Below are 24,265 nucleotides of genomic sequence, written 5' to 3'. Positions count from 1 at the left end.
TGCGCCGCAAACTCAGGAGCTAAATATCAAGAAAACTGCCAGGACGATATCCACGTTCTGCAATCGCTGCCTTGAGTGACACAGACGTCAACACCTCCAGTTCAGTTAAGCGGGGGTAACAATAGGCGCTCTGGCGAATAATGTTGTCCACAAATGCCGGATGACACATCACCTCCAGAGAGGCTTCTCCTCGATGCGCCGAGGCATCCAGAATGCGTAAAAAGCACGCTTCGGTGATCTCCTCGCCGTAAAATTCACTACTAAATCCTTGAGTGCTGCGCAAATCCGACGGCAGATCGTCGGCGTTCAACACCGTCTGGCGGTCAATACGTAACGCAATCCCGCGCTGCGCCGCAAAGCGGGCGACGATGGGGAAAATTTGCGGGAACATATGCACATGATGGTGGCTGTCGAGATGCGTTGGCTCGCGGCCAAATACGTCGATGAAACGCTGATACTGACACGCCAGTTCATGCGCAATTTCATCCAGCGGAAGCGTATCCTCCTCCGCCATTTGCCAGATCCATTTCCCCAACAGGCCGTCTCGCGTCAGGCCCGGCATCTCTGACACCGGTTTGCCTAACGTCAAAACAAAATGCATTCCCACCCCAAGCGCAGGCAGCTCGCGGCTAAGCTGCGCCGCATGGTCAATAGCCTCGCCATTGACCAGCGCCGTCGTGGAGGTCACAACGCCGTTGCGATATGCTTCAACAATGCCGTAATTTTGCCCTTTACTCAGGCCAAAATCATCGGCATTCACAATCAACACGCGTTCCATAGCCTACCTCTGTCAGTGGTGCTTACCTTTAAGCGCTTCGATGCAAGCGGCAAAATTAGGCAGCCATTTTTCATGCGCCAGAATGAGCTCACGCGCCAGGACTTCTGCGTCGCGGTCGGAATGCACCAGCGGACTCAGGTTAAGCGCCAGCAGCACATCATTAAAGTTTCCGCTCAGCGCCGCATTGCTGGCCGCGACCTCAAATCCTTTAATAGTGTGGATAAGCCCCAGCACTTTTTCGTCAAAACGGGTGATACGCGGGTGCGGCGTCGCGCCATTGCGTCCCAGAATGCAGGTCATTTCCACCGCCCAGTCCGCCGGGATATTCTCGACATGCCCATGATGTGGAATATTAACGTAATGCTCAGTCTGCTTGTCATTATAAATAGCGTTAATGACTTCACAAGCGGCATCGGAATAATAAGCGCCGCCGCGTTGTTCAAGCTCTTTCGGCTTCACGTTTAGCTCAGGATTTTTGTACAAGTCGAAGAGTTGTTTCTCCACTTTCTGTACGACCTGAGCGCGCGCGCCGCCTTTGTAATATTCGCCCATTTCAATCGCCAGCATCTCTTTTTGCTTGAAGTAATACAACAAATAAGAGCACGGCAGCATGTTCAGCGAGCGAATCAATCCTTCACTAAACGGCAGATCAAAGATATTTTTTACGGTTGACGCTTTCAACTGACCGGACGCCACGCCATCCAGTAATTCTGCGAACCGTGAGGTGCCATTCACCAGCACATCTTTAATAAAGACCATATGGTTTAGACCAAACAGGTCAATGGAAAGATCGTCATTCTCATTCAGCGCCAGCACGTCATGAATAAACATTTTCATGCCGACAGGAATATTACATACGCCGATGAATTTTTTAAAGTTGGTATGGCGATAAACCGCTTCCGTCACCATCCCCGCCGGATTAGTAAAGTTAATGACCCACGCATTCGGACATAATTCCTCAACATCCTTAATGATGTCAAAAATAACCGGAATGGTGCGCAACCCTTTAAATAAACCACCAGCGCCGTTGGTTTCTTGCCCCAGATAGCCGTGGCTAAGCGGGATACGCTCGTCCAGTTCACGGGCTTTGAGTTGACCAACGCGCAGCTGGGTAGTGACAAAATTAGCGTCTTTCAGCGCTTCCCGGCGATCCAGCGTTTTATACAATTTTAGCGGAACGCCTGCTTTATCAATCATTCGCTGGCAGAGATCATAAATAATGTCCAGCTTCTCTTTCCCGTCTTCAACGTCAACCAGCCATAATTCAGTGACAGGTAATTCATGGTAGCGTTTAATAAAGCCTTCAAGTAATTCAGGGGTGTAGCTGCTCCCGCCACCAATAGTGACGACTTTTAATTTCTGGCTCATAATATCTCCCTTCAGTGTATGACACTGATATGTATTACGCTATGCCCGCTCGTAAGAAATAGCGTGACGTTCCCCGCGCTATTGGGGCAAGCGTGAAATGTAATTAATCGAGCAATGCAAACCGTTACTCATTAATTTCCGTCAATCGCTTCCGATAACTATTCGGCGTGAATGAGGTCATCTTCTTAAACGTTTTAATAAACAGACTTGGACTGCTATACCCGGCTTCATAAGCAATATCCGTAACCGAATAGTTGGTCATTTCCAACTGTTTCTTGGCAAAATTAATGCGAATCTCATTAATGATTTGCATCGGCGTTTTGCTGTAATAACGTCGGGTGGCGCGCGTCAGATACTCCTGGGATTTTGCCGACAGGCGCACCATATTTTCCAGCGCATGTTCGCCAAACTGCGTTTTATCATGCATTATCTCCACGGTTGCTTTCAGCCATTGTGGAATATCATCATAAACCTGCTCTTCGCGGTAATGACGTAAGCGGTTTATAATATAAAATGTCACCACTTCAATAAATTCGTCGAGCCCATTACCGCGAAAGTTCAACGACGCAATCACCGTTTCAATATAGGTAAGGAAGGTGCTATTCGCCCTGTATACCTGCGATGCCACAAAACAAAACGGCAGTAACGGAAGATAATGCTGTTCAAAAAAACGTTTACTAATTCCTACGTTCAGAATACGCGTTGCGCCAAACTCATAGAAACTTTGGTGGTTCGACCCCACCGGGATAAAAACAAAATCTCCACGTTCCAGCAGCACACGCTTCCCGTTAATCTCCTGGTAATAACGTCCGGTTAATACCAGGGTAAATTCATAATAGTCGTGCTGATGCAGCCCGGTGACGCTTTCCGTCTTGTTATAGATAAACACATGGAAATTTTTGCCATTGAAGAGCTGCTGCTCATAAACCGTTTTGATTTCCGTTGCGTTAACCTGTAGCTGCATCATCCGCCCCCTGTTATTTCAGTTTCTCATGGAGCTCAATCAACTCAGCGATCAGTTCACGAGCCAGCATTGAGGTCATCAAATGATCCTGAGCGTGAACCAGGACCAGACTGACTTTCATTTTGCCTTCGCCCTGATCGCCTTCGATGAGTTTTGTCTGCACAAGATGCGCTTCATTGAGCGCTATGCGCGACTGGTCCATCATCGCTTTCGCCGCCTCAAAATCGCCTTCTTTCGCTTTTCTGAGCGCGCCATATGCCAGGCTGCGCGCCTGACCAGAATTGATGATAAGCCCCATAACGACTTCTTCGAGTTCCTCAGCCGCTGTCTGGTTATCTACAACATTTTCAAGATCAAACATAGTCTTTCCTCTGATTCAGCCCGGCATGGCATCCCATGCCGGCGCGGAGTTTAGAATTTCAGTGCGTTAGCGATATCTTCTTCGCTTTCTTCCTGCTCGATGGCGTTCTGCGCTTTGTTAGCCACCACCACGAAGGGGAGATAAATCAGGGTAGCGACCGCCAGGTTAAATAGCGCAACCAGCAACGCGGCGACACTGCCGTTGGTGTTAAAGAACGCCCCCAGCCCGGTTGGCATGGTCCACGGCGCAATATTGGTAATCGGCGGAATAATACCCAAATAGTAAGCCACCAGCGTAATCGCCGCCAGAATCGGTTGTACCAGAATAAAGGGGATAAACATCACCGGGTTCATAATAATCGGCAGACCAAACAGGATGGGTTCGTTAATCTGGAAGATACCTGACGGCAGCGCCAGTTTTGCCACCTGGCGATAGTCCGCGCGACGAGATGCGAGGAAGATAGCGATGATCAGACCCAGCGTTGCGCCGCTACCACCGAGGAAGATATAAGAATCCAGCATCGGTTTCGCCCAGATATGGAACGTTTTACCGGCTTCCAGCGCCGCATCGACGGAGCCATACTGCTGGTAAATAGAGATGTTTTCCAGCGCCCAGGGCGTCATGATGCCGCTGTCCAGCGCGGTCAGCGCCAGCGAACCATGAATACCAAAGAACCACAGCAGCGGTACAAAAATGACATATGCCCACCCTACCACGCTACCCAGCGATGCCAGCGGCGTAGAGATAGTGTCCATAATAATCTGATGGAAGTTAGAACCGTAATTAGACAGCGCCCAGGCAATAATCCCCATAATAGAGAGAATAATAAAGCCGGGAATTAATGCTGAGAATGAACGAGACACCGAAGCCGGTACGCTGTCCGGTAGTTTAATCACCCAGTTGCGCCGGACAATAAATGTAAACATCTCCGCGACCACCAGGCCAATAATAATACCGGAGATAATATTCGCGCCGCCCAGCCAGTTTGCGCCTACGGCATAGGCCTCGCCGACACTATACGGCGTTACGGTCATAAATGCCGCCACGGAGAGCAGTCCGGCGGCCAGCGCATCAACCTTGCGCTCTTCCGCCAACGCCATGCCGATAAAAAATGGCGCCATGAGCGACATAATGCCCAATGTGCCGTTATAGACGTTCCCGCCGATGCCTTTCAATCCATTAAGTGTTTCAATGGTTGAGGCATCAAGCCGAATGCCCATGGAATAAAAAAACGACCCCTCCCCAAAGCTCAGGAAAACGTTATTAATTAATACAAACATCGCCCCCGCAAGGGTTAATGGCATTAAACGAATAAAGCCGTTCTTGATTGCATTAACGTGTGGCTGCTTTCCTATTTTTACAGCAAAAGGAAGGAGTACCTTTTCAAGTGAAGCAATGACGTTACTCATAGAAAAATACCCTTAAATACCGCAATAAAATATTGCGGTTAGTGTATGAAATAACTCTTTGACGGGAAAAATTAAAAAATAATTAATTCGCGGCGGCTTTTTTAATTGCCGCTACCGCAGCTTTAAGCACGCCTAAACCATCTACCTTGCCGTACAACATTGAATCAATGACTTCTACCGGTTTACCGGGTAATAAACGCTGAATTTCGGGGAGCATATAAGCAATTTGCGGGCCTAATAACACGACGTCCGCTGCCGGGCCTTTTTCACCGGCCAGGGTTTCAGGGAATGCTTCAATAATAACCGGTACTTCATATTTTTCAGCCTGAGCGCGCATTTTTGATACCAGTAACGATGTTGACATGCCCGCAGAACAAAACAGATAAATGTGTTTCTTTTCCATAAAAACCTTCCTCATGTGCGATTATCTGTCAACCAGATACGCCGCAAGCCTCAACCTGCATCCATACTCTGGGCGACTTGCGTAACCGGATTTACTTTTTTAGGTGGCTGAAATGAGTATACGGGATCGGACCGCCGGATGGTATTTCCTTGACCCACTAAATTGTCTCTCATTGACCTGGCGTTATGACCCCCCTCACATTTCGGGCAAATAATTCGCGATAATAAATAAGGTTATTGCAGGCACAAAAAAACCGGCTCGCAGGCCGGTTTCCTTGAATGTTCAGGCAATGTACAGTTGTTACTGCTTCGGCGCCTGTGGGTCAGTGTCGTACTCCGCACAGGTCTGGTAGCCGGAGTTAATCACGTGCCCGGTATCATCCAGCGCAACAAAGTAGGTTTCCGCTTTACCATCACGTTGACCCAGGATGTAGGTCTGACAGGTACCGCGCGCATGAATCATGCTCACTTCAGATGACGGTTTGCCCGCAATCTGCGCAACCTGTGCCCTGCTCATTCCTTTTTTAACATCTTTAACGACAGGCTCAACAAATTGGTCTTTTGTACGATCATACGCCGTACAGCCTGCCAGCATAGTCATTACCGCCGCTGCGCTTAAAATTCCTGCTACGTTCTTGTTCATTTTCCGTCCTCTTGTTTATCAGCGTGTTATGTAAGCCTGGAATACATCAGAATATTTTTCAAGCCGCGACCCGCCACAAAAAGCCTTTCGGAAAATTCTCTAACGCAGCGATATGTTGTTTTAAACACCGCTTAGCCCGCCAAACCTTGTCGTTTCAGCGGCGAAGGGTTAGCTTTAACAGGGTAAAGATTCATTTTTTTAATGTCGAAGGGGGTTAAATGACTCTGCAGCAAGAGATAATCCAGGCGCTTGGCGCGAAACCGCATATCAACCCTGAAGAAGAAATTCGCCGCAGCGTGGATTTTCTTAAAGCGTACCTGAAAACCTATCCCTTTTTGAAATCGCTGGTGTTAGGCATCAGCGGCGGGCAGGATTCGACGCTGGCCGGGAAACTTAGCCAGATGGCTATCGCCGAATTGCGGGAAGAGACCGGTGATAATGCGCTGCAGTTTATCGCCGTTCGTCTGCCTTATGGCGTGCAGGCCGATGAACAGGATTGCCAGGACGCCATTGCTTTTATTCAGCCGGACAGAGTACTCACCGTCAATATTAAAGGCGCCGTCCTCGCCAGCGAACAGGCGCTGCGCGAAGCGGGAATTGAGCTGAGCGATTTTGTTCGCGGCAATGAAAAAGCGCGTGAGCGAATGAAAGCGCAATATAGCATCGCCGGTATGACTCACGGCGTCGTGGTGGGCACCGACCATGCGGCGGAAGCGATAACCGGGTTCTTCACCAAATATGGCGATGGCGGTACCGACATTAACCCGCTTCATCGCCTTAACAAACGCCAGGGCAAACAGCTTCTCGCAGCGCTGGGCTGTCCTGAGCATCTGTATAAAAAAGTCCCCACCGCCGATTTGGAAGACGACCGCCCTTCACTACCTGATGAAGCCGCGCTGGGCGTAACGTATGACAATATTGACGATTACCTGGAAGGCAAAACGCTGGACCCCGCCATCGCTAAAACTATCGAAGGCTGGTATGTAAAAACTGAACATAAGCGCCGTTTACCGATTACGGTATTCGACGACTTTTGGAAAAAGTAAGCGTACTTCTACTGTTGCGCCGGATATCGCTCGTCTATCCGGCCTCCTCTCTTCCCAGCCTCTTTTTTAATCACCCATCCGCTGTTATACTGGATGAATAACCAGTTAACGGAGATCACTGTGGTACGGCGTCAATCAGCCCCCCGCCTTGAGTTTGAAGCGGCGGCCATTTACGAATATCCAGAACATTTACGTCCTTTCCTCAGCGAAGCGCCAGCCTTACCGGGCGTCTATATATTTCATAGCGAAAGCGATACGCTGCCGCTTTATATCGGTAAAAGCGTAAATATTCGCAGCCGGGTGCTCTCACATCTGCGAACGCCTGACGAGGCCGCTATGCTGCGACAGGCGCGGCGGATAAGCTGGATCTGCACCGCTGGGGAAATGGGCGCGTTGCTGCTGGAGGCGCGGCTGATCAAAGAACAACAGCCGCTGTTTAACAAGCGGTTACGGCGTAATCGCCAGCTTTGCTCTCTACAGTTGAGCGAACAAAAGATTGAGGTCGTTTCCGCCCGCAGCGTCGATTTTTCCCATGAGCCGAACCTGTTTGGGCTCTTCGCCAACCGTCGGGCGGCGCTGCAAAGCTTACAGAACCTCGCCGATGAACAAAAATTGTGTTATGGCCTGCTGGGGCTTGAACCGGTAAGCCGTGGGCGCGCCTGTTTTCGTTTCGCTCTGAAGCGCTGCGCTGGCGCGTGCTGTGGGCAAGAAACCCCGCAGGCGCATTTTCTTCGTCTGCAGGCCTCGCTGGAACGGTTACGTGTGGTTTGCTGGCCCTGGAAAGGCGCTATCGCGTTAAAAGAGAGCCGCCCGCAAATGACCCAGTTCCATATTATCAACAACTGGTTATGGCTGGGGGCGGTCCCCTCGCTGGATGAGGCCGCCACCCTGGTGCGCACCCCTGCGGGCTTTGATCAGGATGGCTATAAAATTCTCTGTAAGCCACTAATGTCAGGTCAATATGAGATCATTGAACTGCACACCGACTGTCGCCAGTCATAAAGAAAACCGCCGATCCTGTCCACCTCAACGATTGTGTTGTCGACAAGACCGGCGGTCTTAAATTATGTGGAAAGTTATTCTGCCGCAGCAGGCATTTTACCTTCTTGCGCCGGGCGTTCTGTCAGACGCTTCTCAAAATTAGCGTTATATTGCTTTTTCTGCTCCGGCGTCAGAACGTTATAAATTTTATTCTGGGTTTCCATATGCGCCAGCATATTGGCCTTGCGCTGCGCTTCCATTTTCGTAATTTGCGCTTCGGCTTTGGCTTTATCGAAGGTATCGCTGGCAATAATATCATGCATGGCGCGACGCTCTTCCAGCAGCGGACGTTTCATTTGCTCGCGCTGCGCTTTCATAATGTCGCGAATTTGTTGCTTCTGTGCGTCTGTCAGGTTCAGGTTTTTAAACATCATATCGTGATGTGGGCCAAATTTACCTTTATGCTGCATCATTGGCTTCGCATCCGCTGGCGCGGCGGTGGTAGTCTCAGCGGCATGAGCCAGATTCGCAGCACCCATCGCCAGGGTAGAGGCAACAAATAGAGCAGTCAGTTTACGCATATTTCCATCCTTCCTTTCAGTTATTTTTACGGCATATTTAAAACAGCGCCGTGTTGTCGTGATTAACTTTAACCGTCTTAGCGTCAATTAGTCATAACAACGGTAAAACAATGAAAGTATAAAAAACACTTTTTCGCCAATTGTGAAGAAAAAAAGAATAAATTGCGCAGAGTTGAAAGAGAAATATACAACAGCATGATATAGCAGAAATTATGCAGAACTATAACGCAGCAACGCTTATTAATAAAGCAATTCTCCAGGAATAATCCGTAATAGCATGAAAATGTGTCCCAAATCATCCCTGTAATCCTAACGTGAGCTTACAGGGACATTTATCAGGGCAGTCTTTCCAGCATTAATCCAGCCCGCAATCCGCAGGCGACAGAGGGATTAGGAAAGAGAACATATTCAACGTCATGCGTCACCGTCACACGCTTATCCCCCTCCTCGGCCAGCAACGTTCCCTTCGCAAAGGCAGTAAAATTCAGCGTTTGCGCATCCATATAAAGCGCGAACTTGTCGCTGTGACGCGTGATTTGCGACACCACCCGATAGCGTAGCGGCGGCGAAGACGAGGTTGACGTTTCGATACCGCTCAGCAGCGCCGACAACGCCTGCGAGGTTACGCTGAACTGCGTCAGATCGTTTTGCCCAAACGGCAACGCCTTTCCCAACTCCAGCGTACAGGAAAGCGCGCCGAAATGTTCAGAGCTAAAGTGCGTAAACGTACCGCCTGGCGCCTGATGAAATACCAACGCCTCCAGTCCTGCCGCGCCCAGCCACGCCAGAAAATCCGCCTCCCACGGGCGGTCGCGCTGCGGCAATACGCCAAAACGCAAATGATGCGAGCCACGAATGGCGGTATGCAGATCCAGATGCCAGCGTACCCGCGCCTGACCAGAGGAAAAGAAGGTCTCCAGACTTAGCTCCAGCTCACGCGCCCGCCGCGTTTCATCGCTTTCGGCAAAGGACTGCCAACGCCCGCCAAACATACGGTTCATATCGCTGTGACAATAGCGTATTCCCGCCGCCAGCGCCTGCGGATTGCCGAGTACCACCAGCACTCGCCACGTTAACATCAAGCTGCCTGAAAACAGCGCCGACAGCAGCTTATCCAGCATCTCGACCGGCGCGGTTTCATTGCCGTGTATCCCCGCAGAAAGAATTAACGCGCGGTCGACCGGCGCATCGGGCGTGAGTTCAAGCAGACCATGGCCTAACCAGCGCCAGCGAAAACCCGCGCCCTTCCCCTGCGTCACCCGTGGTGTCGTGCCGCTTAGCGTCAACGCCAGAAAGTTATCCATCAGCCGCCCCCGTTTGCTGGAAAGGATAAACCGACCCCAAATCCAGCAGACGCGTTAACACATCCAGCGCCTCCCGGCCTTCTCGCAATAATAACGGATCGGCCAGATCGGCGGCGGTCAGGCGATCGCGATAATAACGATCCGCCCACGCGTTAAGGGCCGTAAACAGAGCGTCATTCATCATTACCGCTGGATTCACCGCCCGTCGTTCTTCTTCTGTTAACACCACGCGTAATCGCAGACAGGCCGGCCCGCCGCCGTTAGCCATACTTTCTCGCAAATCAAACACCTGCATCGCGCTGATGGGGTTATCCTCCGCCACCAGCTTATTCAGATAGCGCCAGACGCCGACATGATCCTGACATTCCCGCGGCAACACTAACAGCATTGAGCCGTCGTCACGGCTTAACAACTGACTATTAAACAGGTAGGTCGCCACAGCATCTGATACAGAAACCTCTCCGGCGGGCACCTCTATCGCCATAAAACCGTCAACGCGCGTACGCAACTGATTAATGAGCACTTTCTGCCGGGCAAACGCCGCTTCGTGGCAAAACAATACCTGTCGATTCGAAACGGCGATGACATCATTATGGAATACGCCTTGATCGATGACCTCCGGGTTCTGCTGAGCGAAGATAACCTGTTGCGGATTCACCTGATTAAGACGCGCCACGGCCTCGCTGGCTTCGCGGCTCTGGCGCGCCGGATAACGAGCGGGTCGTATTTCATTCTCCTCTTCGCGCCCATAGACAAAAAGCTGCACGCCTGCCGAACCATACTCGCCGCCAAGACGGTTATGATTCGCCGCGCCTTCATCTCCCAATAATGCGACCTGCGGTAACGCGCTATGCACTGAAAACTGACTTTCATCGCGAAATATGGCGCGTAGCAGCGCTTCGGTAACAGGCGCCTCAAGAGCGCGATGAAATTTATTGTTTAAATTCGCCACCGTCAGGTGAACTTTCCCGTCCAGCGCGTCTGCCGATGGGCAAACCGTCGCCGCATTCGCAACCCACATTGGCGACGCGGAACTCACGCTGGAAAGCCAGCGTGGCGCCTGACGCGCAACCTTATCCAGAATCTGCTCATCGCTACCCGTGAAGCCGAGCTGACGCAACGCCGGAATAAAAGGTCGCTCATGCGGCGGGATCACCGCCTGGGGAAAGCCGGCATCCGCCAGAGCTTTCATCTTTAGCAGCCCCTGTTTTACCGCCAGACGAGGATTCGACACCTGAAAACGGTGGCGGGTCGATGCCTCATTGCCGAAGGATAGCCCGGCATAATGGTGCGTAAGCCCCACCAGACCGTCAAAATTAACTTCATGCGCCGTCATACCGCCTCCCTGCGAGAAAAGTCGAGGCCGGGGCTTAATGTCGCAGGCAACGTCAGTTCGGGAGATTCCAGACTGGCCATCGGCCAGGCGCAATAATCGGCGGCATACCAGGCGCTGGGCCGATGGTTGCCAGACGCGCCGACACCACCAAACGGCGCAGTACTCGCTGCCCCGGTGAGCGGTTTATTCCAGTTAACGATCCCTGCCCGCGCCTCCAGCAAGAGCTGTTCGAACTGCGCGCGATCCGTCGACACCAGCCCACACGACAGACCAAAACGGGTATTATTCGCCAGACGAATCGCCTCATCGAAATGCGCATAACGCCAGACGCTCAGCAGCGGACCAAACACCTCTTCATCCGGCACATCCGCGACGCCCGTCAGCTCAATGATGCCAGGCGTCAGCAGAGAGGTTCCCTCTTTGACCTTCCGCGGCGCCAGTAGCGTGCGACCGCCTAATGCCTCTCGTTGACGCCAGGCCTCCATCACATGCTGTGCCGCCTGCGCTGAAATCAGTCCGCCGATAAACGGCTGCGGATCATCGTCCCATCTGCCGGGCTGCAGACGTCCGGCGACGTCAACCAGCCGCGCCAGAAATGCATCTCCCTGCGCACCCTGTTTTACCAGAAGGCGTCGCGCGCAGGTACAGCGCTGTCCGGCGGTAATAAACGCCGATTGCAGCGTCAGATGTACCGCCGCATCTATATTTGCCACATCCTCAATAATGAGCGGGTTGTTTCCGCCCATTTCAAGAGCCAGGATTTTTTCCGGCTGGCCGGATAGCTGGCGATGAAGCTGATATCCGGTACTGGCGCTGCCGGTAAACAGCAGTCCGTCGAGATCGTCGAGCGAACTCAGCGCTTGTCCGGTCTCCCGGCCGCCCTGCACCAGATTAAGAACGCCTGCCGGTAGCCCCGCCTGTTCCCAGAGTTTTATTACCGTTTCCCCGGTCCATGGCGTTAGCTCGCTAGGTTTGAAAATCAGCGTATTGCCTACCAGCAACGCGGGCACAATATGGCCATTCGGTAAATGGCCGGGAAAGTTATAAGGGCCGAATACCGCCAGCACACCGTGAGGACGATGGCGCAACGTCGCGGCGCCATCGACAAGTTCGCTTTTTTGTTCGCCTGTTCTGACATGGTAAGCCTTAATCGAGATGGCAATCTTATTGATCATCGCCGTCACTTCGGTTGCCGCCTCCCAGCGCGGTTTACCGGTTTCACGCGCGATGACCTCCGTGAGCTCGGCTTTATGCGCCTCCAGCAGGGCGGCAAATTTCTCTACGATAGCCTGTCGTGCCGCAAAAGGCTCTCTGGCCCAACGAGGAAACGCCGCGCGCGCCGCCTGACAGGCCTCGGCGACCTGTGCCGCATTAGCGTCATTCCCCTGCCAAAGTATCTCCGCGCTCACCGGGTTCGTTTTGCGGCGGCGTTCGCCCTGACCGGTTATCCAGTCGCCGTTTATCCATAGCGTCATACGGTTTTCTCCTCAGCGCAAAGGCGTACCAGCCGAACGTGGTCGCCCGCGCGACATTTCAGCGCATCCAACTGCGCGGCGGTAAGTACAAGTCGTGAAGTCTGCGGATCGGCACGCACCAGCGCGGCCCGAAAGTGGTGATAGTTTTCATTGGCGACCAGACATGCCGGATAGTCGCCAGGCGCGGGTTGCCCTTCCGCGACTTCCACCAGTCGGCTTTTACGAATGGCCCGCACGCGGTCAATATCACACTCCAGCGTCGGCCCGCCGTCGAAGATGTCGATATAGTGGCGATAGCGAAAGCCTTCCTTTTCCAGCACCGCGCGGGCTGGCGCCGTTTGCGGGTGGACTTCGCCAATTACGGCCTGTGCCTCTTCAGATAAGAAGTGGGTATAAATAGGATGTTTGGGCATCAGCTCGGCGATAAACGCTTTTTGCCCGGTACCGCATAAAAAATCCGCCCGGCTGAAATCCATAGAAAAAAAGCGTTTGCCGAGACTTTGCCAGAAGGGAGAATAACCGTGCTCGTCAATGACGCCGCGCATTTCCGCCACCACTTTCTCATTGAATTTATCGCGAAACGCGGCCATAAACATAAAGCGCGATTTTGACAACAGGTAGCCGTTACCCTCTTTACGCCATTCGGGATCGAGAAACAGCGTGCAAAGCTCACTGCTGCCGGTATGATCATTACTCAGGAATAATGTTGGCAACGCGTTATATACATTCAGCTCTTTGGAGGCATGAACCAGCGTACCGACACGATAGTTATACCAGGGGTCGTTAAGACCGACCGCGACCTCAATGGCGCAGATCCCGCCGACCTCACCCGTTTCACTGTCCTCGAGAACGAATACATACCCTTGTTCGCCTTTTGGCAGCTCGTCGGACCAGGTTTTTAGCGCGCGTTCAATGCGGGCCGCCAGCGTCGCTTCATTTGCCGGTAGCGAGGTTAAGCCGCCGCCCGTTTTGCCTGCAAGCTGCATCAGCGCGGCGATATCCGCATGTTCGACAGGACGAATCACCCGCATGATGCGCCTCCCGTCTGAAGGCGTTCGCACGCCAGGGCAAAACGATCAAGCCCGGTGGCTATCTCCTCGTCGCTCACATTTAACGCTGGCGCAAAACGCACCACGTCGCCGCCGGCGATGAGCACCATCACGCCGGCTTTTGCCGCTTCCTGAGCGATGAGTTTGGCTTTTCCGGCAAACTCCGTCTGTAGCACACAGCCAAGCAGTAGCCCCAGCCCGCGAATTTCACTGAACATGCCAAAACGTACATTAAGGGTATTTAGACGTTCAATAAACGCATCGTGGCGCTGTCTGACGCCGTTTTGCATCTCCGGCGTATTGATGATATCCAGAACTTTTCCGGCAACTGCCGTTGCCAGCGGATTACCGCCGTAGGTGGTGCCATGCGTGCCTGGCGTCATGACGCTGGCATAGTCTTGCGTGGTCAGCATCGCGCCGATCGGGAAGCCGCCGCCCAGCGCTTTAGCGGTCGTCAGGATATCGGGCGTAACGCCATAATGCATATATGCATACAGTTCGCCGGTACGTCCGACGCCCGTCTGCACCTCATCAAAAATCAGTAACGCCTGATGCCGGTCGCACAATTCACGCAGCCCCTGCAAAAAAGCTTTCGTGGCGGGGATCACGCCGCCCTCGCCCTGCACAGGCTCTACGATCACGGCGCAGGTATTGTCATCAATTAGCGCGCTGGCGGAGTTCAGATCGTTATAGGCTGCATGACGAATATCCGGCGGCAGCGGCGCAAAGTCCTGTGAATAGGTGGGTTGACCGCCAGCGCTGACGGTAAAGAGCGTGCGGCCATGGAACGCGTTTTTAAAGGCCACAATGCCGCTTTTATGATTGCCGACACGATCGTGGGCATATTTGCGCGCCAGTTTTAATGCTGCTTCATTTGCTTCAGCGCCTGAATTACAAAAGAAAACGCGTTCGGCGAAGGTCGCGTCGATCAGTTTTTTCGCCAGTCTCAGCGCCGGTTCATTGGTGTAACCGTTCCCGGTATGCCAGAAGCGATTCGCCTGTTCATTTAACGCCTCGCGCAGCGCCGGATGCGCATGTCCCAAAGCGTTGACCGCGATCCCGCCAGCAAAATCAATGTACTCTTTCCCCTGCTGATCCCACAGGCGTGAGCCTTCTCCGCGTACAGGAATAAAAGGCGCGGGAACGTATACTGGCACCATCCATTCATCAAAGTTTTCACGCGTAACTGACAGAGACATAGCGACCTCTTTTGGTAAAAATAAAGTTATTTATATGTTAATTAATATGAGTGTTTGCGCTGTAAATGTAGATTGCAGTATTCGTGCCAGCCAGCGTTAACATTGCATAAACAGAAGTGATAAACGGTAAATCAATGGGTTACAGCGTAGCGATATTCACTTTTACTGCATGAAAAGTGAATATTTCCGCATAATCGGTGGCTAAAAAGAGGAAAAAGCGAAATATTATTCAGTTGCCAAATATAATTCTGGAATTGTGATCTTATACGAAATTTACTGGAAATTACCGCCCCGTTCTGGCGCATCTGCACGCAAACCGTGCCATTTTCGCGCTATAGAAAACACCATACGCTTCCATTGGCCGAATCTGACGATGAGTGGCAGTCACCCGGTAAAATTTCTGTTACCATCCCAACACGATTCACCTTGCAAAGTGGCAGTGACTATGAAATTTGTCTCTTTTAATATCAACGGCCTGCGCGCCCGTCCCCATCAGCTTGAAGCGATTGTCGAAAAACACCAGCCCGATGTGATCGGTCTACAGGAGACAAAAGTCCACGACGAAATGTTCCCGCTCGAAGAGGTCGCGAAGCTGGGCTATAACGTTTTCTATCATGGACAAAAAGGCCATTACGGCGTCGCGCTGCTAACAAAAGCCACGCCCATTTCCGTCAGACGCGGTTTCCCGGATGATGGCGAAGAGGCGCAACGCCGCATTATCATGGCGGAAATCCCCTCGCCGCTGGGTAATATTACCGTCATTAACGGCTATTTCCCGCAGGGGGAAAGCCGGGATCATCCGTTGAAGTTCCCCGCGAAAGCGCAGTTTTATCAGAACTTGCAAAACTATCTTGAAACGGAACTCAAGTGCGATAATCCGGTATTAATTATGGGCGACATGAATATCAGCCCGACCGATCTGGATATTGGCATCGGCGAAGAGAACCGCAAACGCTGGCTGCGTACCGGTAAATGCTCCTTCCTGCCGGAGGAGCGTGAATGGATGTCGCGGTTACTGAAGTGGGGATTAGTGGACACGTTCCGTCAGGCGAATCCGCAAACGATGGATAAATTTTCGTGGTTTGATTACCGCTCAAAAGGTTTCGTGGATAATCGCGGGCTGCGTATCGACCTCTTGCTGGCAAGCGCTCCGCTGGCGGAACGTTGCGCAGAAACCGGTATAGACTACGACATTCGCAGTATGGAAAAACCCTCCGACCATGCGCCGGTCTGGGCGACGTTTCGTGTTTGATTCCGCTTTCTGATTAACCGTAAGGCCGGGATAGCGCGACGCTTCCCGGCAGGAATAACGACCTTAACGACAATGATAAAAAAACTCGATGTTGTTGCCGCCATCATTGAACGCGACGGCAAAATTCTGCTGGCCCAGCGCCCAGCTCATGCGGATCAAGCCGGTTTATGGGAGTTTGCCGGTGGTAAAGTCGAACCCGGCGAAACCCAGCCGCAGGCGCTTATCCGCGAGCTACGCGAAGAGTTAGGGATTGACGCCACGCCCGGCGTCTATATCGCCAGCCATCAACGCGACGTGTCTGGCCGACGAATTCATTTGCACGCCTGGCATGTGCCTGCGTTTAACGGCCTGATACGTGCGCTGGAACATCAGGCATTAGCCTGGTGTACGCCGGAAGAGGCGCTGGAATACCCCCTCGCCCCGGCGGATATTCCGCTATTGCAGGCGTTTATGGCTTTACGCGACGCCAGACTAACGGATTCGTGCTGATGGTTTTTTCGTCACGCTGGCACTGGAGCAAGACGCCTTCCACTTTTATTACCGCGCCTTCGGAGTAATTCTGATCCTGGTAAACGCAGCACTGAATGCATGGCTGGGACGACTGACCGCGCGTGCTGAAAACTTCCGGCGGGACATTCACCTGAATATCAGGACGACTGTTCTGGTTTGCCAGCCCGACCATTGGCATTATCGCCATCACGGCGACCACGAGGCTTCGGCGCATAGGATTTCCTTATTTTTCTAAGTATATTCTCAGTATAACGGTAAGCCGCCGTGAAAACTTTAATCCTCTTTTGTCATCGCTTTTAGTTATGACCCTCGCCCCGTTATGAATTTACTTAGCAGCGTCATTTTTTTCTTGCTTACCGTCACATTGCTGATGGTATAGTCGAAAACTGCAAATACATATTCTGATAAAACGCAAATACAACCACATTAATATATAAGAGGTTTTTATATCTATGGATCAGACATGTTCTCTGGAATCGTTCCTCAACCATGTACAAAAGCGCGACCCGCATCAAACCGAGTTCGCGCAAGCCGTCCGTGAAGTCATGACCACCCTGTGGCCGTTTCTTGAACAAAACCCCCGTTACCGCCACATGTCTTTACTGGAACGTTTGGTTGAACCAGAGCGCGTAATTCAGTTTCGCGTAGTGTGGCTGGACGACAAAAACCAGGTGCAGGTAAATCGCGCCTGGCGCGTGCAGTTCAACTCTGCTATCGGCCCCTATAAAGGCGGTATGCGCTTCCATCCTTCGGTAAACCTTTCCATCCTTAAGTTCCTCGGCTTTGAGCAAACCTTTAAAAATGCCCTCACCACGTTGCCGATGGGCGGCGGTAAAGGCGGCAGCGATTTTGATCCGAAAGGGAAAAGCGAAGGCGAAGTGATGCGTTTCTGCCAGGCGCTGATGACTGAACTGTATCGTCATTTAGGGCCGGATACCGACGTGCCTGCCGGGGATATCGGCGTGGGCGGGCGCGAAGTGGGCTTTATGGCGGGAATGATGCGCAAGCTTTCCAATAACAGCGCCTGCGTCTTCACCGGCAAAGGGCTTTCCTTCGGCGGCAGTCTGATTCGCCCGGAGGCAACGGGTTATGGCCTGGTCTACTTCACCGAAGCGATGCTTAAACGTCATGGTCTCGGTTTCGAAGGGATGCGCGTCGCCGTGTCCGGCTCCGGCAACGTAGCGCAATACGCCATTGAGAAAGCGATGGCCTTTGGCGCGCGCGTGGTTACCGCGTCGGATTCGAGCGGGACAGTGGTTGATGAAAGTGGCTTCACGCCAGAGAAGCTGGCGCGTCTGTGTGAAATTAAAGCCAGCCGTGACGGTCGCGTCGCTGACTACGCCCGTGAGTTTGGCTTAACCTATCTGGAAGGCCAGCAGCCCTGGAGCGTACCGGTGGATATCGCCCTGCCATGCGCGACGCAGAACGAACTGGACGTTGACGCCGCGCGCGTACTGATTGCCAATGGCGTAAAAGCCGTGGCGGAAGGGGCAAATATGCCAACCACGATTGAAGCGACCGATCTCTTCCTTGAAGCGGGCGTACTGTTTGCGCCGGGTAAAGCCGCCAACGCGGGCGGCGTGGCGACATCAGGGCTGGAAATGGCGCAGAACGCCGCGCGGTTGAGCTGGAAAGCCGAGAAAGTGGATGCCCGTCTGCATCACATTATGCTGGATATCCACCACGCCTGTGTCGAGTACGGCGGCGATAATAAGCATACCAACTACGTTCAGGGCGCCAACATCGCCGGTTTCGTGAAAGTCGCCGACGCCATGCTGGCGCAGGGCGTCATTTAATCCCGTCGTCAGGCCAGATGGCTTTACGCTTATTCGGTCTGACGGCCTGTCTCCTCAGCAGGCGGGCTTTTTTTGCCCGCTCGCTTACGCGGCGCGCTCTTTTTCTTGTCTCCACCGCCTGGCGCGACTATCCCTCTGAAGCGCTTCACCGGCGTGCGCTTAGCCTGATCGATCAGCTGATATAACGTGCCGACCAGCGGTTGCATAAAATCCTGGTAACGGCACTGCTTTTCGCTGATTTGCGTCAAAACAGATTCCCAGTGCGCGGTCATATCTGGACGGGCCGCCATTTCCGGCAGCGAATGTATTAACGCTTTGCCAGCATCGGTAGAATGAATGTAGCGCCCTTTTTTGGTCAGAAAGCTACGTTTGAACAGCAGCTCAATAATCCCGGCGCGCGTGGCTTCCGTCCCCAGCCCATCGGTCGCGCGCAGGATCTTTTTCAGATCTTTATCCTGCACGAAGCGGGCAATTCCGGTCATCGCGGAAAGCAATGTCGCATCGGTGAAATGACGCGGCGGCTGGGTTTGGCGCTCGACCACTTCCCCCTTTTCACACAGCAACTCATCACCTTTGGCGACAACCGGCAGCGGCGTACCGTCGTTTTCCTCGTCGCGCTCTTTACTGCCCAGTAACGTCCGCCAACCGGCCTCCGCCAGAAAACGCGCTTTGGCGACAAATTTTCCTTTGGCGATTTCCAGTTCAATAACGCATTTACGAAACACCGCGTCCGGGCAGAACTGCATCAGATACTGACGCGCAATCAGGGTGTACACTTTCGCTTCGTTTTCCGTCAGATGGACAGAAGAACTGCGCGCCGTCGGGATAATCGCGTGGTGCGCATCCACTTTTTTGTCATCCCAGCAGCGATTGCGCGTATCAGGATTAACCACAGGCTGCGGCAGTAAATCCGGGGCGTGGACGCTAATCGCGTTCATGACCGCCTGCCGTCCGGCAAAGTGTTCTTCCGGCAGATAACGGCAGTCGGAACGCGGATAGGTAATCAGTTTGTGGGTTTCATAGAGCTTCTGACAAATATCAAGCACGTTTTGCGCGCTCAGGCCAAAGCGTTTGGCGGCTTCAATCTGTAGCGTCGAGAGCGAAAACGGCAGCGGCGCGGATTCTGATTCCCGTTTATCATTATAACTGGTTACCAGCGCGGGCTGACCGTTGATTCGGTTCACCACATGCTCCGCCAGCGGACGATGAAGCAAGCGCCCCTCTTCATCCTGATAAGGTTCGCACGCCTCGCTCGGCTGCCAGATAGCGGTAAAACGCTCGTCGGCAGGCGTAACGATGTGCGCCTTCACTTCAAAGAAGTCTTTGGCGACGAAGTTCTCAATCTCTTCGTCTCGCCGCACCACCAGCCCCAGTACCGGCGTCTGTACGCGTCCCACGGATAACACACCCTGATAGCCGGCATTACGGCCCAGGATCGTGTAAGCGCGGGTCATATTAATGCCATACAGCCAGTCCGCTCGCGCTCGCGCCAGCGCGGAGACGCACAGCGGCACGAAGTCGCTGTTCGCCCGCAGCCTGTCAATAGCACGCTCGACCGCCTGCGGGTTAAGGTCGTTTATCAGACAACGCCGTACCTGCTGGCGCTTTTCGGCAGGAAGCTGGAGATAATCCAGCACTTCATCAACCAGAAGCTGTCCTTCGCGATCCGGGTCGCCGGCGTGAATAATTTCACCGGCTTGATACAAAAAGCGCTTAATCACATTGAGCTGTTTGGTGACGGAAGGACGAGGCTGAAGCTGCCATTTTTCCGGCACGATAGGCAGGTCAGCCAGATTCCAGCGCGCATAACGGCTGTCATACGCATCCGGCTGCGCCTGTTCCAGCAAATGACCAATACACCAGGTGACGACCTGCCCGTTTCCGCACTCAATAAAACCATCGCCTTTACGGTGCGGTTTTGGCAGCACATCCGCAATGGCGCGCCCCAGACTCGGTTTTTCGGCAATAAACAACCGCATCAGGTTAACGAATCTCAACCATAGCGCGACCGCCGCGGGCCTCGACCAGTTCGCCAATCGCGGTCAGATCGATACCAAATTCCGCCGCGGTGGCTTTAACATCGTCTTCGGCGTCCGGCGTTACCGCCAACAACAGACCGCCTGACGTTTGCGGATCGCACAGCAGGCTACGAACTTCACGCGACATGTCGCCCATCAGATGACCATAGCTGGCGAAGTTGCGCTCTGTGCCGCCCGGTACGGCGCCCAGGGCAATATACTCTTCCACACCCGGCAGTTTAGGGATGTCCTGATAGCAAAGCAGCGCCTGCACGCCTGCGCCCTGGCACATCTCGCTCAGGTGCCCCAGCAGGCCAAAACCGGTAACGTCAGTCATGGCTTTTACGCCATCGATATTGGCAAACGCCGCGCCAGCAACGTTCATCCGACACATGACTTCCGTCGCCAGCCCCTGATGTTCAGGTTTAAGCAGCGATTTTTTCTCGGCGGTGGTCAACACGCCAATCCCCAACGGTTTGGTCAGAAAGAGTTTGCATCCCGCCTGCGCGGTACTGTTTTTCTTCACCCGTTCGGTCGGCACTACGCCTGTGACCGCGAGACCAAAGATCGGCTCCGGGGCGTCAATAGAGTGTCCGCCCGCCAGCGCGATACCGGCCTGACGGCAGGCAAAGCGCCCCCCCTCGGTCACTTCACGCGCAATATCGGGCGACAGGGTATTAATCGGCCAGCCAAGGATCGCGATCGCCATAATCGGTTTGCCGCCCATCGCAAAAATATCGCTGATGGCGTTTGTTGCCGCAATGCGGCCAAAATCGAACGGGTTGTCGACTATCGGCATAAAGAAGTCGGTGGTGCTGATAATACTGGTGCCATTACCCAGATCGTAAACCGCCGCATCATCGCGGGTTTCATTACCCACCAGCAGGTTCGGGTCGACGAACTTCGCCTGCTCGCTATGCAGGATAGTCTCCAGCACTTTAGGGGAAATTTTACAACCGCAACCAGCGCCGTGGCTGTATTGCGTTAAACGAATGGCTTGCTCGCTCATGGACATCTCCTGTCATTGCATTCGCGCTATGGTAGCGCTCATTCCCTGATGTGGTAAGTATCACTGTCTGAATTACCGCGCCTTTGCTCAGAATCCAGACAGTTTTATCCCTCAGCGTCAGAAATAACGCACAAACGGCGTGGGGTCGGGGGTACTGATCGTCGTTGACGCTTTGAGCTGCGGCGTGCCGAGATAGAGAAAACCAACAATTTTATCCTGAGGGCGGCACTCAAAGGCTTCCCGCACGATAGCGCTCTCCGTTAATGCGCCGCTACGCCAGATACCATTAAACCCTTGCGCAATCGCCGCCATTTGCATCGCCATCACCGCGCATCCGGCAGACATCTCCTGTTCCCACACCGGAACCTTATGGTTTTCTTCGCATTTCGCCACCACGGTAATGATCAGCGGCGCACGAAACGGCGCGTTACGCGCTTTTTCGTTCGCTTTCTCATCGCCCCCGGCAGCGACAGCGCCTTGTTCAAGCACGGCGCTGAAGCGGTCGCGCCCCTCTCCTTCAATCACAAAAAAACGCCACGGCTGTAGAGATTTATGATCGGGAACACGCATTCCCGCCCGCAGAATGTTCTGTAATTGCTCTCCGACAGGCGCCGGTTCTGCGAGACGAGAGGCGCTACGACGGTTGATCAGCAGTTCTAGTGCATCCATTTGATTAACTCCAGCAATGATATTTATTCACAAAATTAACACGGGAGCGGATTTTGTTACAGCGCAGGCAGTGATTCCTGCTGACAACTGCCTGATGGGTCATTACGATAGCCACATCTTAATGCTTTATCCTCACCAAGGTATAAGCGTTGTTACTCAGATAGGGAGAATACATGCGAACCCTGTGGCGATTTATTGCCGGATTTTTTAAATGGACGTGGCGAGTGTTGAACTTCGTCCGTGAAATGGTACTCAACCTGTTCTTTATTTTTCTGGTCCTGGTGGGCGTTGGGATCTGGATGCAGATCGGTAACGGCAGCAACAGTGAGCAAACCGCGCGCGGCGCTCTGCTGCTGGATATTTCCGGCGTCATTGTGGATAAACCGTCCACCAATCACCGTCTGGGCGCGCTGGGTCGCCAGTTATTTGGCGCCAGCTCCGACCGTCTGCAGGAAAACTCCCTGTTTGACATCGTCAACGCTATTCGTCAGGCGAAAGATGACCGTAACATCACTGGTATCGTTCTGGATCTGAAAAACTTCACCGGCGCCGATCAGCCGTCAATGCGCTATATCGGTAAAGCGCTGCGCGAATTCCGCGACAGCGGCAAACCGATTTTTGCCGTGGGTGAAAACTACAGCCAGGGTCAGTATTACCTCGCCAGTTTCGCCAATAAAATTTGGCTTTCCCCACAGGGTCAGGTAGATCTTCACGGCTTCGCTACGAATGGCCTGTACTACAAAACGCTGCTGGATAAACTGAAAGTCTCTACCCACGTTTTCCGGGTCGGCACCTATAAATCCGCCGTCGAGCCGTTTATCCGCGACGATATGTCGCCCGCCGCCCGCGAGGCCGACAGCCGCTGGATAGGCGAACTGTGGCAGAACTACCTGCATACCGTTTCCGCCAATCGCCAGATTTCGCCGCAACAACTCTTCCCCGGCGCCCAGGCTATTATCGACGGGTTAACCAGCGTGGGCGGTGACACCGCCAAATATGCGCTCGACCATAAACTGGTGGACGCCCTCGCCTCCAGCGCAGATGTTGAAAAAGCGCTGACGAAGCAGTTTGGCTGGAGCAAAACTGAAAATAACTATCGCGCGATCAGCTATTACGATTATTCGCTGAAAACGCCTGCGGATACCGGCGGTACTATTGCGGTTATTTTCGCCAATGGCGCGATTATGGATGGCGAAGAAACGCCAGGGAATGTCGGCGGCGACACTACGGCATCGCAGATCCGCGACGCACGCCTTGATCCTAAAGTGAAAGCGATTGTGCTGCGCGTCAATAGCCCAGGCGGGAGCGTCAACGCCTCCGAAGTTATCCGCGCCGAACTGGCGGCGGCAAAAGCGGCCGGCAAACCGGTGGTGGTCTCAATGGGCGGCATGGCGGCCTCCGGCGGTTACTGGATCTCTACGCCGGCAAACTATATCGTGGCCAGCCCCAGCACGCTGACGGGTTCAATTGGCATCTTCGGCGTCATCAATACGGTAGAAAACAGCCTGTCGTCGATTGGTGTACACAGCGACGGCGTTTCCACCTCGCCGCTGGCGGATATTTCGATGACCAAAGCGCTGTCACCGGAAGTGCAGCAGATGATGCAACTCAGTATTGAGTACGGCTACAAACGCTTTATCACGCTGGTGGCAGACGCGCGTAAGCGTACGCCGGAGCAGATTGATAAAATCGCACAAGGCCATGTCTGGACCGGAGAAGACGCGAAAGCCAATGGTCTGGTGGACAGTCTCGGCGACTTTGACGACGCCGTCGCCAAAGCGGCGGAGCTGGCGAAACTGAAACAGTGGCATCTTGATTACTATCAGGACGAACCGACGGTCCTTGATATGGTCATGGACAGTATGACCGGATCAGTACGCGCCATGCTGCCGGAGGCCATTCAGGCGATGCTCCCGGCGCCGCTCGTTTCCGCCGCCAACACGGTGAAGGCCGAGGGGGATAAACTGGCGGCATTTAACGATCCGCAAAACCGTTATGCGTTCTGTTTGACTTGCGCGAACGTTCGCTAATGCTTCATCAATAGCCATACCGGATGGCGGCGTCTGCTCATAGCCGCCATCCGATAATCATTAATACGTCCTTCGCGACACGACT

At 53.3% G+C, this 24,265-nt stretch carries 23 protein-coding genes; 6 read left to right on the top strand and 17 right to left on the bottom strand.

The features are described from left to right. Positions 1 to 19: 19 nt before the first annotated feature. The 7 genes from chbG to osmE form a co-directional block, all read right to left on the bottom strand. Positions 20 to 778 (bottom strand): chitin disaccharide deacetylase, encoded by a 759-nt coding sequence (gene chbG, locus OLG56_RS09740; protein ID WP_023212244.1) that lies wholly within the window; start codon positions 776 to 778, stop codon positions 20 to 22. A 12-nt stretch (positions 779 to 790) separates the two neighbouring features. Next, positions 791 to 2,146, bottom strand: a complete 1,356-nt coding sequence (locus OLG56_RS09735; protein ID WP_000078772.1) for a 6-phospho-beta-glucosidase — start codon at positions 2,144 to 2,146, stop codon at positions 791 to 793. Between the two features lie 124 nt (positions 2,147 to 2,270). Next, positions 2,271 to 3,113 carry a transcriptional regulator ChbR gene (gene chbR, locus OLG56_RS09730; protein ID WP_000983393.1) on the bottom strand — a complete coding sequence of 281 codons (843 nt, stop codon included), beginning with the start codon at positions 3,111 to 3,113 and terminating at the stop codon, positions 2,271 to 2,273. A 10-nt stretch (positions 3,114 to 3,123) separates the two neighbouring features. Then, positions 3,124 to 3,471, bottom strand: a complete 348-nt coding sequence (gene chbA / locus OLG56_RS09725; RefSeq protein ID WP_000459883.1) for a PTS N,N'-diacetylchitobiose transporter subunit IIA — start codon at positions 3,469 to 3,471, stop codon at positions 3,124 to 3,126. Positions 3,472 to 3,521: 50 nt separating this feature from the next. Next, positions 3,522 to 4,880, bottom strand: a complete 1,359-nt coding sequence (chbC, locus tag OLG56_RS09720) for a PTS N,N'-diacetylchitobiose transporter subunit IIC (protein ID WP_000073063.1) — start codon at positions 4,878 to 4,880, stop codon at positions 3,522 to 3,524. A gap of 82 nt (positions 4,881 to 4,962) precedes the next feature. Next, a complete protein-coding gene (chbB, locus tag OLG56_RS09715; protein ID WP_000412161.1) occupies positions 4,963 to 5,283 on the bottom strand; it encodes a PTS N,N'-diacetylchitobiose transporter subunit IIB in 321 nt (106 codons plus the stop codon). A 300-nt stretch (positions 5,284 to 5,583) separates the two neighbouring features. Further along, entirely contained in the window at positions 5,584 to 5,925 is a 342-nt protein-coding gene (gene osmE, locus OLG56_RS09710) for an osmotically-inducible lipoprotein OsmE (RefSeq protein WP_001039301.1), read from the bottom strand. Between the two features lie 218 nt (positions 5,926 to 6,143). Between osmE and nadE the strand changes: the two genes are divergently transcribed. Further along, the gene (gene nadE, locus OLG56_RS09705) at positions 6,144 to 6,971 is read left to right on the top strand and encodes an NAD(+) synthase (protein ID WP_000174980.1); all 828 of its coding nucleotides are present in this window, start codon (positions 6,144 to 6,146) and stop codon (positions 6,969 to 6,971) included. Between the two features lie 120 nt (positions 6,972 to 7,091). Next, positions 7,092 to 7,973, top strand: a complete 882-nt coding sequence (cho, locus tag OLG56_RS09700; RefSeq protein ID WP_001518228.1) for an excinuclease Cho — start codon at positions 7,092 to 7,094, stop codon at positions 7,971 to 7,973. A 74-nt stretch (positions 7,974 to 8,047) separates the two neighbouring features. Here cho and spy read toward each other — a convergent pair whose 3' ends face one another. The 6 genes from spy to astC all read right to left on the bottom strand — a co-directional run bounded on the left by spy (position 8,048) and on the right by astC (position 14,896). After that, complete coding sequence (gene spy, locus OLG56_RS09695) at positions 8,048 to 8,533, bottom strand: ATP-independent periplasmic protein-refolding chaperone Spy (protein ID WP_001228998.1); 486 nt, start codon at positions 8,531 to 8,533, stop codon at positions 8,048 to 8,050. A gap of 335 nt (positions 8,534 to 8,868) precedes the next feature. Beyond that, entirely contained in the window at positions 8,869 to 9,837 is a 969-nt protein-coding gene (gene astE / locus OLG56_RS09690; RefSeq protein WP_061377364.1) for a succinylglutamate desuccinylase, read from the bottom strand. Then, the gene (astB, locus tag OLG56_RS09685) at positions 9,830 to 11,173 is read right to left on the bottom strand and encodes an N-succinylarginine dihydrolase (protein WP_000123949.1); all 1,344 of its coding nucleotides are present in this window, start codon (positions 11,171 to 11,173) and stop codon (positions 9,830 to 9,832) included. Before astB ends, astE begins: the two co-directional genes overlap by 8 nt. After that, positions 11,170 to 12,648, bottom strand: coding sequence for a succinylglutamate-semialdehyde dehydrogenase (gene astD, locus OLG56_RS09680; RefSeq protein WP_207011559.1), 1,479 nt, complete (start codon positions 12,646 to 12,648; stop codon positions 11,170 to 11,172). Before astD ends, astB begins: the two co-directional genes overlap by 4 nt. Then, positions 12,645 to 13,679: an arginine N-succinyltransferase gene (gene astA, locus OLG56_RS09675; protein ID WP_001263885.1), complete on the bottom strand. Its 1,035-nt coding sequence runs from the start codon at positions 13,677 to 13,679 to the stop codon at positions 12,645 to 12,647. The genes astD and astA overlap by 4 nt, the downstream gene beginning before the upstream one ends. Next, complete coding sequence (gene astC, locus OLG56_RS09670) at positions 13,670 to 14,896, bottom strand: succinylornithine/acetylornithine transaminase (protein WP_001534648.1); 1,227 nt, start codon at positions 14,894 to 14,896, stop codon at positions 13,670 to 13,672. The genes astA and astC overlap by 10 nt, the downstream gene beginning before the upstream one ends. Positions 14,897 to 15,341: 445 nt before the next feature. Here astC and xthA point away from each other — a divergent pair, with 445 nt between their 5' ends. Next, positions 15,342 to 16,148, top strand: coding sequence for an exodeoxyribonuclease III (xthA, locus tag OLG56_RS09665; RefSeq protein WP_000673954.1), 807 nt, complete (start codon positions 15,342 to 15,344; stop codon positions 16,146 to 16,148). 72 nt (positions 16,149 to 16,220) lie between these two features. Then, positions 16,221 to 16,637 (top strand): pyrimidine (deoxy)nucleoside triphosphate diphosphatase, encoded by a 417-nt coding sequence (locus OLG56_RS09660; protein WP_000592136.1) that lies wholly within the window; start codon positions 16,221 to 16,223, stop codon positions 16,635 to 16,637. Here OLG56_RS09660 and OLG56_RS09655 read toward each other — a convergent pair. Next, on the bottom strand, positions 16,597 to 16,872 hold the full coding sequence (locus tag OLG56_RS09655) for a YnjH family protein (protein WP_001254682.1): 276 nt from the start codon (positions 16,870 to 16,872) through the stop codon (positions 16,597 to 16,599). The two genes, OLG56_RS09660 and OLG56_RS09655, sit on opposite strands and share 41 nt — an antisense overlap. A gap of 238 nt (positions 16,873 to 17,110) precedes the next feature. Here OLG56_RS09655 and gdhA point away from each other — a divergent pair, with 238 nt between their 5' ends. Further along, a complete protein-coding gene (gene gdhA, locus OLG56_RS09650) occupies positions 17,111 to 18,454 on the top strand; it encodes an NADP-specific glutamate dehydrogenase (RefSeq protein WP_000372865.1) in 1,344 nt (447 codons plus the stop codon). Positions 18,455 to 18,483: 29 nt separating this feature from the next. Here gdhA and topB read toward each other — a convergent pair whose 3' ends face one another. The 3 genes from topB to OLG56_RS09635 all read right to left on the bottom strand — a co-directional run bounded on the left by topB (position 18,484) and on the right by OLG56_RS09635 (position 22,150). After that, complete coding sequence (topB, locus tag OLG56_RS09645; protein ID WP_031565776.1) at positions 18,484 to 20,433, bottom strand: DNA topoisomerase III; 1,950 nt, start codon at positions 20,431 to 20,433, stop codon at positions 18,484 to 18,486. A gap of 4 nt (positions 20,434 to 20,437) precedes the next feature. Continuing rightward, on the bottom strand, positions 20,438 to 21,481 hold the full coding sequence (selD, locus tag OLG56_RS09640; RefSeq protein WP_001294900.1) for a selenide, water dikinase SelD: 1,044 nt from the start codon (positions 21,479 to 21,481) through the stop codon (positions 20,438 to 20,440). Positions 21,482 to 21,598: 117 nt separating this feature from the next. Beyond that, positions 21,599 to 22,150, bottom strand: coding sequence for an NAD(P)H nitroreductase (locus OLG56_RS09635; RefSeq protein WP_000339305.1), 552 nt, complete (start codon positions 22,148 to 22,150; stop codon positions 21,599 to 21,601). Positions 22,151 to 22,323: 173 nt separating this feature from the next. On the opposite strand from OLG56_RS09635, the gene sppA reads away from it, so the two are divergent. After that, a complete protein-coding gene (gene sppA, locus OLG56_RS09630) occupies positions 22,324 to 24,180 on the top strand; it encodes a signal peptide peptidase SppA (RefSeq protein ID WP_001259865.1) in 1,857 nt (618 codons plus the stop codon). Positions 24,181 to 24,265 lie beyond the last annotated feature (85 nt).

It is taken from the genome of Salmonella sp. 2018103 (assembly GCF_026247685.1).
Taxonomy (GTDB): Bacteria; Pseudomonadota; Gammaproteobacteria; order Enterobacterales; family Enterobacteriaceae; genus Salmonella; species Salmonella enterica.
The sequence above is the reverse complement of the archived record's forward strand: the minus strand, read 5'-3'. Positions and strand labels throughout refer to the sequence as shown.